The 11,446-nt window shown below is 71.6% G+C and carries 7 protein-coding genes; 3 read left to right on the top strand and 4 right to left on the bottom strand.

The genetic code is table 11. The annotated features are described in order from the left end of the window. Positions 1-14: 14 nt before the first annotated feature. The 3 genes from OG522_RS38025 to OG522_RS38015 form a co-directional block, all read right to left on the bottom strand. On the bottom strand, positions 15-3,125 hold the full coding sequence (locus OG522_RS38025; RefSeq protein WP_329468008.1) for an amino acid adenylation domain-containing protein: 3,111 nt from the start codon (positions 3,123-3,125) through the stop codon (positions 15-17). A gap of 74 nt (positions 3,126-3,199) precedes the next feature. Beyond that, entirely contained in the window at positions 3,200-4,156 is a 957-nt protein-coding gene (locus tag OG522_RS38020) for a PDR/VanB family oxidoreductase (RefSeq protein WP_329468007.1), read from the bottom strand. A gap of 31 nt (positions 4,157-4,187) precedes the next feature. Next, positions 4,188-5,207, bottom strand: coding sequence for an aromatic ring-hydroxylating dioxygenase subunit alpha (locus OG522_RS38015; protein ID WP_329468006.1), 1,020 nt, complete (start codon positions 5,205-5,207; stop codon positions 4,188-4,190). A 367-nt stretch (positions 5,208-5,574) separates the two neighbouring features. On the opposite strand from OG522_RS38015, the gene OG522_RS38010 reads away from it, so the two are divergent. Beyond that, on the top strand, positions 5,575-6,444 hold the full coding sequence (locus tag OG522_RS38010) for a 2-amino-3,7-dideoxy-D-threo-hept-6-ulosonate synthase (RefSeq protein ID WP_329468005.1): 870 nt from the start codon (positions 5,575-5,577) through the stop codon (positions 6,442-6,444). A 25-nt stretch (positions 6,445-6,469) separates the two neighbouring features. Then, entirely contained in the window at positions 6,470-7,579 is a 1,110-nt protein-coding gene (locus tag OG522_RS38005; RefSeq protein ID WP_329468004.1) for a 3-dehydroquinate synthase II family protein, read from the top strand. An 87-nt stretch (positions 7,580-7,666) separates the two neighbouring features. Here OG522_RS38005 and OG522_RS38000 read toward each other — a convergent pair whose 3' ends face one another. After that, positions 7,667-8,512, bottom strand: coding sequence for a helix-turn-helix transcriptional regulator (locus OG522_RS38000; RefSeq protein ID WP_329468003.1), 846 nt, complete (start codon positions 8,510-8,512; stop codon positions 7,667-7,669). A gap of 513 nt (positions 8,513-9,025) precedes the next feature. Here OG522_RS38000 and OG522_RS37995 point away from each other — a divergent pair. Continuing rightward, entirely contained in the window at positions 9,026-11,077 is a 2,052-nt protein-coding gene (locus tag OG522_RS37995; protein ID WP_329468002.1) for an AfsR/SARP family transcriptional regulator, read from the top strand. The last annotated feature ends 369 nt before the right edge of the window (positions 11,078-11,446 follow it).

Raw genomic sequence — 11,446 nt, 5'->3', positions numbered from 1 at the left:
CACTTCGGCGGCCCTCACAGGTCGAAGTCCGGGACGTCGGCGGCCGGTGTCGTGCGGCTCGCCCGAATCACGGGGGCCGCTGGATCGTCGAGCAGCTCGGTCACGGCCTCCAGATACGCGTCGAGCAGCCACTGGGCCGAGGCGCTGTCGTAGAGGTCGGTCGCGTACTCCAGGTCGAGCCGCAGCGCGTCGGGGCGCAGATACGCCTGGAGGTTGAGGTCGAAGCGGGTGGTCCCCGGATTGACCAGTTCGGTACGGGCGGTCAGCCCGGCCCGGCGCACCACGTGGAAGTCGATGTCCTGGAGCGCGAACAGCACGTCGAACAGCGGGTTGCGCCCCGGCTCGGGCAACACCCCGAGCCGCTGTGCCAGTTGGGGGAACGGGGGCCCCTGGTGCGTGAGCGCCTCGCGGGCCAGCCGGTCCGCCTGCGCCACCAGATCGCCCAGGGTGGCCGCGCCGTCGTCCAGCCGCACCCGCAGACAAGCCGTGTTCACGAACATGCCCACGACGGCGTCGAGATGAGGATGGACGCGCCCGCTGGTGGGTGTGCCGATGGTGAAGTCGCGGCGCCCGGAGATCCGGGCCAGCGTCGCGGCCCACCCGGCGAACAGCACCCCGAACGCCGTCGTGCGGTGTTGGCGCGCCGCCGCGCGCACCTCGGCGCAGCGCTCGGCCTCAAGCACGGCGCTGACCACCGCTCCCCGGGTGGCCCGGACCGGTCCGCGCGGGTGATCCACCGGAAGCAGCGGCTCGGTGGGCACGTCCGCCAACTGCCGCAGCCAGTAAGCCTCGTCGGGCGCGTCGTCCCCGTCGGCGGCCCGGTCGTGGGCCCACCGCGCCGCCGCCCGGTAGTCCGCCGGCCGCTCGGGAAGCGGCTCGCCCGCGTACGCGGCCAGCAGCTCCTCGACCAGGATGCGCAGCGAGACCCCGTCGAATACCGCGTGGTGGGTGTCGAGGTGGAGGTCGTGCCGGTCGGGATCCGAGGTGCGCACCAGCAGGGCCCGCAGCAGGGGAGTTCCGTCGGGACGGTGCGGCCTGAAGGGGCGTACGAACCCGGCGACGGCCGCCTCGTCCGGCGCGGGCAGAAACGTGAACTCCGGTGCCGCGGGCGGGGCCGGCTCCTGGCTGACACCGTCGGCGTCGACGGTGAACTGCATCCGCAGCGCCTCGTGCCGGGCCACCAGGGTGGTCAGCGCCGCTCGCAGCCGTTCGGCGTCCACCGGCCCGGTCAGCTCCAGGCGCACCGGGATGTTGTACGTCAACGACTCGGGATCGGCCTGCCAGATCGCGAACAGACCCTGCTGCTGCGGGTGGAGGGGTACCGCACCCGGTGCCGGGCGGGGGACGGCCGGCACCGGGGCGGAGCTAGAGGTGGCGACCGTGCCGGCCATCGCGGCGAGTGAGGGCGTCGCGATCGCCTCCGCGTAACGCACCACCACGCCCTCCCGGGCGAGCCGGCCGATCAGGACACCCAGGAGCAGCGAGTTGCCGCCGAGTTCGAAGAAGTCCGAGTCCGGGCCGATGCCCGCGGCATCGGTGTCCAGGACGTCGGCCCACAGCTCGGCCAACCGGGCTTGTCCGGCGGTGAGTTCGTGGCCCGCGCGCTCCGGCGCCGGGGCGGCCGTGGCAGGTGGCAGGGACCGCCAGTCCACCTTGCCGCTCGACGTCAGGGGCAGCCGGTCGAGCAGCACGAAACGGTCCGGGCACAGGTACTGCGGCAGCCGCTCGCGCAGTGTGCGCCGCAGCGCCGCGGTCTCGATGCCGGGTGCCACCACGTACGCGGCCAGCGAGCGCTCCTCGCCCGCCTCGCCGACGACGCGGGTGTGCGCGTCGGCCACGCCCGGTACCGCCCGCAAGGCGGCGTTGACCTCGGCGAGCTCCACGAGATGGCCGCGGATCTTGACCTGGTCGTCCTGGCGGCCGTGGAAGTGCAGCAGCCCGTCCTCGGTGGCGTGCACCATGTCGCCGGTGCGGTAGTGGCGTTCTCCGTCCAGCAGGACGAACTTCCGCGCCGTGAGATCGGGGTCGGCCAGATAGCCGCGGGCCACTCCGACGCCGCCGGTGTACAGCTCGCCGACGCATCCGGCGGGCACCGGGCGGCCCTGCTCGTCGCAGACGCGCACCGTCGTGCCGGGAATCGGCCGGCCGATCGGCAGCGGGCCCTCGGTGTGCCCGTGAACGGGGAACGTGGTGGTGAAGGTGGTGTTCTCGGTCGGGCCGTAGCCGTTGACGACGGTGAGCGAGGGGTTGGCCTCGCGGACCCGCCGCACATGGCCGGGGGACACCACGTCGCCGCCGGTCAGCACAGTGACCAGCGGGCCGAAGGCCGTCGGGTCCTCCTGGGCGATGCGGTGGAACAGCGGCGCGGTGGCCCAGGCGACGGTCACGCCCTGCTCCCGGATCACCTGCGCGAAGCGCCACGGCACCACGGCCGTCTCGTGGTCGACGACGTGCAGCGACGCGCCGTTCAGCAGCGCGCCCCAGATCTCGAACGTCGCCGCGTCGAAGGCGAGCGAGGCGGCCTGGAGCATGCGCTGCGCCGGCGACAGGTCGACGTAGTCGGTGTCCTTGACCAGGCGCAGTACGCCACGGTGCTCGACCATCACACCCTTGGGGCGTCCGGTGCTGCCGGACGTGAACATCACATAGGCCAGCGGAGAGTGCCCGGCGCGCGGCTCCCGGTGGAGCGGCGCCACCTCCCTGGGTGCGCCGCCGAGGCCGAGCAGCTCGTCAACTCCGTACGTTCGCACGGGACTTGGCGCGGTGAACCGCTCGCGCACCGGCTCCGGGCACACCACCAGGCGCAGCGCGGCCGTCTCCGAGATCTGGCGGACCCGGCGATCGGGATACGCCGGATCGATCGGGACGTACGCGCCGCCCGCGAGGACGATGCCGAGCAGGGCCACGATCGAGTCGGCCGAGCGGTCGAAGGCGAGGCCGACCAGGGTCTCGCGCCGCACACCGGCGCGGCGCAGCCCGGCGGCGACGCCCGCCGCACGCTCGTACAGCTGCCGGTAGGTCAGGACGAGGGGGCCCGCGACCAGGGCCGTGGCCGACGGGCGGGCCCGGACCTGTTCGAGGAACGCGTCCTCGATGAGGCCGTCCCAGGACGAGGGGTGCGACATCGGTGTTCTCCAGGTGCGACCGGGGGCGGTGGGCCGTCGAGCGGGGACGCGGGGGTGTGGGGGATGCGAAGCGGTCAGAGATCGAGGACCAGCCGGGGGCCGCGGCAGCGGGAGACGCAGATGAGCATCAGGTCGCCGGCCGCGCGTTCCTCCTGAGTGAGGAGGCTGTCGCGGTGCTCCGGTGTGCCCTCCAGCACGGTGGTTTCGCAGGTGCCGCAGGTGCCCTCCTCGCAGGAGGCCAGGACCGCCACACCCGCCTCGCGCAGCGCGTTGAGCACCGAGGTCCCGGCGGGCACGGGGACCGTCCGGCCACTGCGCTTGAGCACGGCCTCGAAATCCGTGTCCGTCCGCTCGGGGCCGTCGGCGTCGGACGCCGAGGGGGCGAACCGCTCGGTGTGCAGGGTCAGTCGGGGCAGCGCGGCGCAGCGCTCCTGCACCGCCCGGAGCAGCGGTTCGGGACCGCAGCAGTAGACGCGGCCGCCGGCCGGCACCTCGGACAGCGTCCCCTGGAGATCGAGCAGCCCGTACTCGTCCTGCGGCACGACCGTGACGCGAGCGCCGTAGCGGGCCAGCTCGGGCAGAAAGGCCATGGACGCCCTGGTCCGGCCGCCGTAGACCAGCCGCCAGCGGGTGCCCCGGCCTTCGGCCTCGGCGAGCATCGGCAGCAGTGGGGTGATGCCGATGCCGCCCGCGATGAACAGCACGTCCTCGGCGGGCAGCAGCGGGAAGCGGTTACGGGGGCCGGCGACGCGCAGCCGCGTGTTCACTTCGAGCCTGTCGTGCACCTCGATCGATCCGCCGCGGCCGTTCGGCTCGCGCAGGACGGCGATGCGCCAGGTGCCGGGCCGGCCCTCGGGGGTGCACAGGGAGAACTGCCGCACGAGCCCCGAGGGAAGCACCAGGTCGATGTGGGCTCCGGGCTCCGCGCTGGGCAGTCGGCCACCGTCGGGTGCCGCCAGCTCCAGACCCAGTACGCCCGCAGCGAGTTCGGTCCGCTCGCGGATCAGGACCTCGAACGTGTCGCGAGCCATTGTCTTGCCCCCCCGGGCTCGGTGCGGACGGTTACGGGTTGATCTTGCGGAGCATCGCGCGCGCGGCCAGGCCGCCCGCGTCGATCTCGACGCTCAGCTCCTGCGTCCCCGGCGGCTCGTTGGCCACCACCTGCTCAAGGACGGTCAGGGCGTCCAGGTCCTGCTGGACCACTTCCTGATTCATCGTCAGGAGTGCGTCGCTGACGGAGTCGTCGTCCAGCGCGAAGTCGCGGACCACCGCCCAGAAGTCCCACGTGCTGTTCTCGGTCTCCGGGGTGAGCCCGTGCACGATCTTGACGTGGGCGCCGCCCTCGTCCCCGTTCGGGCCGACCGGTGTTCCCTGCGGCGCGACCCGCACGTTGTTCACCCAGAACGCGGGCGGCTGGAACGCCACGTCCTGCCAGCGGTCGATCGGCGTGGTGTAGCCGGTGGTCTTCTCGTAGAAGGGCGGGCACGCCACGGCCTCCATGTGGCGCGAGAAGGTGACCCGGTTGCGCGCGTTGTCGACGTGGGTGGTGAACGGCGTCCGGGCGATCTCCGGCGTGCCGATCAGCCCCGCGTGCAGATACGTCTCGTGGGACAGGTCCATGAGGTTGTCCATCAGCAGGCTGTACCGGAACGGCGAGTACGCCATGTCCTCGACCGATGCCCACTCGGGGTCGTCCAGCCAGTGCGCGTCCGGCACCAGCGCCGGGTCGGCCTTGCTCTGGTCGCCGATCCAGATCCAGATCCACTTGTCCCGCTCCACCACCTGGTAGCGCGGCACCCGCGCGGTGCGCGGAACCCGGTCCTGGCCGGGCACGAAGGTGCAGGTCCCGGAGCAGTCGAAGACGAAGCCGTGGTAGCCGCACTCGATGGAGTCGTCCTGGAGCTTGCCGAGCGAGAGCGGGTAACGGCGGTGCACACAGCGGTCCGCCAGGGCCACCGGCTGTCCGTCGCGGCTCCGGTAGAACACGACCGGCTCGCCGCAGATCGTCCGGCTGAGGAGCTTCCTGCCCACTTCCTTGCTCCAGGCAGCGACATACCAATAGTTCTGCGGAAAAGCACTCATTGAGCTCTCCTGTAGATATCAGTGGGCGTCGCGCGCAAGTCGATATTCAATCCGCGGCCGAGAAAAGTCCGCCCGCGAGGACGGACGTATTACGGTGGTCCGCCCATCAGTGAGAGGGGAGGACCGGCTGGTGCAGCGCGATTCGACAAGGCTCAACGATACGGTCGCCGTACGCCCTGTCAATCGCGGTTCGGCACCCAACTCATAGGCATCGATGGACACTTGACATGGCCGAACCTTTACGACTTCGATGTGCCGAGTCCCGTCGATCAGGCCTTCCGCCGCAGTTCTGGGACGATCTCCCATCCATCTGCCGGCACGGCCGGGATGCGCCAGGGTGGTTGCGTCCGGCGTGAGAGGAATCTCCATGGAAGTGGTCCACCATTCCCCGGGAAAAAGTCTGCGGCTGAGCCGCCTCATCAATCCGGTGTCCGGCCGGACCTTCGTGGTGCCGCTTGACCACTCGGTCGCCGACGGCCCGATCGCCTCCGCTCCGGCCGTTCGCGACATCGCCCTCGCGGTTTCGCGCAACGGCGGGGACGCCCTGCTGGTGCACAAGGGCCGCATGCGGTTCCTGCCGGCGGACGTACTGCGTGGCACGGCACTGGTGCTCCATCTGAACGGCATCACACGGCACGCCCCCGACGCCAACGCCAAGGTCCGCCTCGCCGAGGTCGAGGAGGCGCTGGAGCTTGGGGCCGACGCCGTCAGCATCCACATCAACATGGGCTCCGACACCGAGGCCGAGCAGCTGGGCGACCTGGCCAGGGCCGCCGACGGCTGCACCCGCTGGGGCCTGCCGCTCATCGCGATGGTCTATCCGCGCGGGCCGCGGATGAGCAATCCGACGGACCCCGACCTGGTGGCGCACGCCGCGAACCTCGCCGCCGACCTCGGCGCGGACATCGCGAAGGTGCCCTACACCGGCTCACCGGTCACGATGGCCGAGGTGGTGCGCAGTTGCCCGATCGGCATCATCACCGCGGGCGGTGCCCCGGTGGGCGGCCGGCAGCTGACCCAGACCGTCAGTGACGTCGTGGCCTCGGGCGCGCTCGGCGTCGCCATGGGCCGCAACGTCTGGGCCTCGCCCGATGTCGCCGGCACCGTGCGCCTGGTCGCCGACGCCCTGCACCTGCCGTCCGTCGACTGTACCGGCGGCGACGACATCCCCACCCGTGCCCCCGTACGCCCCGACCGGGCGCTGGCGGCCGCCTCTCCCACACCCGCCCAGACCTGACCCGAATACCAATGAGGAGTTCGCTGTGAAGCTCACCTGGATCGACGTCCGCGGGCTGAAGGATCTCACCGCCACCGTGATCGAGGAGGCCGTGCACGTCGGCATCGACGGATTCGTCTCCGACGACCCGGAGCTGCTGGCCACGATTCCGCCGAACAAGAGCAAGGTCGGCCTCATACTCGCGGACACCCCGCAGCCGGCGGCCGCGAAGCTGGCGGAGACCGCCGACATCCTGATCGTCGACCACACCCTGGCCAAGAAGTACGAGCCGGCCTCGCCCAACGCGGAGAAGGGCGTCTTCGTCACCGTCACCGGCGAGGAGTCGCTGGCGGTGGCCTGCTCGGTCGCGTCCACGGCGGCGTGGACGGTGGTGGAGTTCCTTCAGGACCCCAGCAAGATCCCGCTGGAGATCCTGCTGGGCGCCACGGACAAGGCCGAGGGCAAGCTGATCACGGTGGTCACCGACCTGGAGGACGCCGAGATCACGCTCACCGTCCTTGAGCGCGGTCCCGAGGGCATCATGCTCAAGCCCACCGCGGTGGGTGAGGCGACCACCCTGACCGAGATCGTCCAGGAGGGCACCGAGCAGCTGAAGTTGGAGGAGCTGACGGTGACCGGGCTCGCCCACGTGGGCCTGGGCGACCGGGTGTGCGTCGACACCTGCTCCCACTTCAAGCAGAACGAGGGCATCCTGGTCGGCTCGCACGCCACGGGCATGATCCTCGTGAGCAGCGAGACGCACCCGCTTCCCTACATGCCGACCCGCCCCTTCCGGGTGAACGCGGCCGCGCTGCACTCCTACAGCCTCACGCCGGCCAACCGGACGCGCTACCTCGCCGAACTGCGCTCCGGCTCCGAGCTGCTGGCCGTCGACACCGACGGCAACACCCGGCGCGTCGTGGTCGGCCGCATCAAGATGGAGAGCCGCCCGATGCTCCTGATCGAGGCGGAGTCGCCCTCGGGCGGCAAGGTGAACGTGATCTGCCAGGACGACTGGCACGTGCGGGTGCTCGGCCCCGGCGGCAGCGTCCACAACATCACCGAGCTGAAGCCGGGCGACGTCATCCTCGGCTACGCGCTCACCGACCAGCGCCATGTCGGCTACCCGATCCGGGAGTTCCTGCACGAGCAGTGAGCCCGCATCTCCCCTCGGCCCCCACGACCGCACCCGGTCGTGGGGGCCGGCACCTTTGCGGGGCGTACGCGAAACGGCGGCGCGCCCCTACTCCTCCACGAGCAGGGCGAGGGCGTCCTTCGTCCCCTCGTCGGCCGGGAAGCGGGCCAGCAGGTGGAGGCGGGGGTCGTCGGCGGCGATCAGCTTCGACTGGCGCAACGTGAGACGGCCCGCCCTCGGGTGCGTGAAGTGCTTGTTGACGGCCCGGTAGTCGGCGACCTCATGCCGCTGCCAGAAGCGGGCGAAGTCGGGTGCCGCGGCCAGCAGGTCGGCGACGACCGCCGCGAAGCGCGGATCGCCGGGTTCCTCGTCGGCGCGCATGCGGAACTGGGCCAGCACCTGGCCGGCCTGGGCCTCCCAGTCCGTCATCAGAAAACGCGCGGGCGGCCAGGCGAAGATGACCCAGAGCATGTTGCGGCGCTCGACGGGCAGCGCACCGAAGTCCGTGAACAGGCCCGCCTCCGCCCGGTTCCAGGCGATGACGTCCCAGTGGTGGTCGAGCAGCACCGCGGGGTTGGGTTCCAACGCCCGCAGCATGGCGTCGAGTTGCTCGTCCCGTTCGGGGCAGCCGCGCGGATCCCCGACGTCCGGGGGCAGCTCGTCACCGAGCCGGTACAGGTGCCGGATCTCCGGCGCGGAGAGCCTGAGGGCCCGCGAGAGGGAGGCGAGTACCTGGCGGGAGACCTTGATGTCCCGGCCCTGCTCCAGCCACGTGTACCAGCTGAGGCTCACCCCGGACAGCGCGGCCACTTCCTCACGGCGCAGCCCGGGTGTGCGCCGGCGCGAGGAGTCGGAGATCCCCACGTCGTCGGGAGACAGGCGCTCGCGCCGTGATCTGACGAAGGCCCCGAGCGTACGGCGGCCGGATTCGCTGGAACGTGTCAGGGCTGCCATCGGTCAAACCTAGCAGCCGGGTCCGGCCGCCCTGGTGGCCCCCGGGCGCCGCCCGCGCTGATGTTCAACTGCCCAGAGCGAGCACTTGAACACGTGCGTGAGGATGGCCGAGCCGCACGATGTTCGCGGGTGGTCCCGCACGGCCCGTCATCTCCGTGAGCGCGTAAACAAACGGATGTCATCCTTCATTCATTCCGTCGGATGCGGCTCCGGCGCAGCGGCCGATATTGAGCTGCCACGCCTTTACTGGTAATTTTCGCGTACGCCTTTCAATAATGGAGAGGTGGAAACGTGCTCAGTGAGCCTCACATGGGTGTTCATCCGATAACTCCCTCCCGCCGGACACGATTTGGCGCCGACGAGTGAGTGCAACCGTCGGTCCATCGAAATTTCTCCGTTGCGTTGGCGTGCGTTCATGAAGAACCATTTCTCGTGACGCTGTCTCAGTGTCGAGACGCGACGGCGCTTCCTCTACTTCTTGTTTGTGCAGATCATTCAGGAGGCGAATCACCCATGGCGACCGCTGGAGCACCCCTGCGCATACAGCTCCTGGGGCCGGTGCGCACCTGGCGGAACGGCGTGGAGGTGGCCCTGGGCCCGCCCAAGCAGCGGGCCGTGCTCGGCCTGCTCGCGAGCCGGGCCGGTGACGTGGTGGGCGTCGAGAACGTGGTGGACGCCGTGTGGGGCAGTGTGGCCCCGCAGACGGCCGCGAACGGCGTGCACACCTATGTGGCAGGCCTGCGCCGGGCCCTGGAGCCCGGCCGCGGCAGACGAGCCGCCGGCGCCGTGCTCAGCAGCGAGTCCGGCGGGTACTGCCTGCGGATGGACCCCGCGGCCGTGGACGCCACGCTCTTCGCCCGGCGCCTCGGCGAGGCGCGCACGTCACGGGGGGAGACCACGACCGAGGCGACCCTGCGGCTGTACGAGAAGGCCCTGTCGTGCTGGCAGGGCGAGGCACTGCACGCGGTCCCCGGCCCCTTCGCGGTGATGGAGCGCGCCCGGCTGCGGGACCTGCGGCTGACGGCTGTCGAGGAGTGGGCCGTCGACATGCTGGCGGTGGGACGTCACGCCGAGCTGGTGACCGAACTGACCAGCGCTGTGGCGGAGGAGCCGCTGCGGGAGCGGTTGCGCTGGCTGCTGATCGTCGCGCTGTACCGGGGCGGCCGGCAGGCCCACGCCCTGCGCCTGTACGAGGAGACCCGGGAGCTGCTGCGCAGGGAACTGGGCATAGAACCCGGCGTCGATCTGCGCCACCTCTACCAGCAGATCCTGTCCGGACGTCCCGAGCCGCGCTCGCCCGGCGCGGACCCCGCACCCGTTCTGCTCGCGGGCCGGCACGCCAGGCTCCAGGCCGCGCCCAAACCCGTCCAACTCCCTTCGCTGGCACGCGGGTTCGTGGGCCGGGTCAAGGAGCTGGCGTGGCTGGAAGACGTGGTGAGCGGTGAGAGCGCCCGCGGGGGTGCATCGACACCGGTGGCGGTGGTCGACGGTCCGGCCGGGGTGGGCAAGTCGGCGTTCGTCCTCCAGCTGGCACATCGGCTCATCGACCGGTTCCCCGACGGCCAGTTGTACGTGGACCTGCGGGGCACCGGACCGGAGGGCCGCACGGTGAGTGCCGCGGACGCACTCGGGCAGCTCCTGGGCAGCCTGGGAGTGGACGACTCGCGGATGCCCGCGGGCCTCGCCGCGCGCGCCACCCTCTACCGCAGTCTGCTGCACGGCCAGAAGATGCTGGTGGTGCTCGACGACGCGTACAGCCCCGACCAACTGCGGCCGCTGATACCCCGGGGCTCGTCCTGTGTCCTGGCCACGAGCCGGCAGCGTTTCAGCGGGCTCGCGGCGCGCGACGGCGCGCACCTCGTCACCATCGGGCCGCTGGACGAGAACGAGTCGACGCAGCTGCTGGCCGAGCTCAGCGGGGGACGACTCCACGGGCAGCGCGCGGCCACCGCGCGCCTGGTGACACAGTGCGGAGGGCTGCCGTTGGCGCTGCGCATCGTCGCCGAGCGGCTCGCGGCCAACCCGGGTGTGCCGCTGAGCGCGCTGGTCGAGCCGTACGCGGCTGAACGCGGCCGGCTCGACCAGCTCATGGTGAAGGACGATGCGTCGGCCAGCGTGCGGGGCGTCTTCGACGCGTCGTACCAGGCGCTGCCCGCGGACGCGGCCCGGATGTTCCGTCATCTGGGCCTGTACGACGGCCCGTTGACGGTGGAGATCGCCGCGACGCTGGCGGGAACGGACCGCGCCACCGCCCGTCGGCTGCTGTCGGTCCTGGCCGCCAACCATCTGCTGGAGGAGGGGCCGGGCCACCAGTACCGCTTCCACTGCCTCATCGGCATCTACGCCGCCGAGTGCGCCGAGCACGAGCCGGCCGCCCGCCGCGAGGAGGCCCTCGCCCGGCTTCGCCGACTGGTGGCCGAACCGCCCGGGTCCGCTCCCGCCGTCGCGTCGGTGACCGGGGCCGAAGCGGGCACGGTGATGCTGGGGGAGAAGCACGTGGAGGGGCCGGGGGGCGTGGTCCTGCGGGGTGGCCCGGCGGCGGCGCACGATGACCGGGTGGCCTGACCGGCCGGGGCGGTGATGGCCGGGATGTGCCCACAGCCTTCGCCGCGGTCCTTGAGGGCGGCCCCCGTCGGGGCCGCCCTTGAGGCGGCCATCGGCGAGCACGGCCCGCGGACGCCGACCGAACCGGCCGCGCCGGTCAGCGGGACTCCATGCCACGTGCCGACCGAGGCGCGCACCGGCCGCCCGGCCACCTGGCCCCCTGAGCCGATCCGCCGGGACGGTCAACTGGCCGAGCGCCAAAGGGATTTGACCTCCCATAGCCGAAGCGGACGACATCGGGAGCCGCTCACTCCGCGCAGCCGCGTCGTCGTCCCGGTCCGGCACATGTTCGTCCGCGACGTCCCGTACTCCGATCCGGGCGGATCCAGG

Source organism: Streptomyces sp. NBC_01431, assembly GCF_036231355.1.
Lineage (GTDB): Bacteria > Actinomycetota > Actinomycetes > Streptomycetales > Streptomycetaceae > Streptomyces.
This window is presented reverse-complemented; position numbering and strand designations above follow the sequence as displayed.

Excerpts from the sequence above, each read along its gene's own strand:
- OG522_RS38020 (WP_329468007.1), bottom strand. The coding sequence starts at position 4,156 with ATGGCTCGCGACACGTTCGAGGTCCTGATCCGCGAGCGGACCGAACTC.
- OG522_RS38000 (WP_329468003.1), bottom strand. The coding sequence starts at position 8,512 with ATGGCAGCCCTGACACGTTCCAGCGAATCCGGCCGCCGTACGCTCGGG.
- OG522_RS38025 (WP_329468008.1), bottom strand. The coding sequence starts at position 3,125 with ATGTCGCACCCCTCGTCCTGGGACGGCCTCATCGAGGACGCGTTCCTC.
- OG522_RS38010 (WP_329468005.1), top strand. The coding sequence starts at position 5,575 with ATGGAAGTGGTCCACCATTCCCCGGGAAAAAGTCTGCGGCTGAGCCGC.
- OG522_RS38015 (WP_329468006.1), bottom strand. The coding sequence starts at position 5,207 with ATGAGTGCTTTTCCGCAGAACTATTGGTATGTCGCTGCCTGGAGCAAG.
- OG522_RS37995 (WP_329468002.1), top strand. The coding sequence starts at position 9,026 with ATGGCGACCGCTGGAGCACCCCTGCGCATACAGCTCCTGGGGCCGGTG.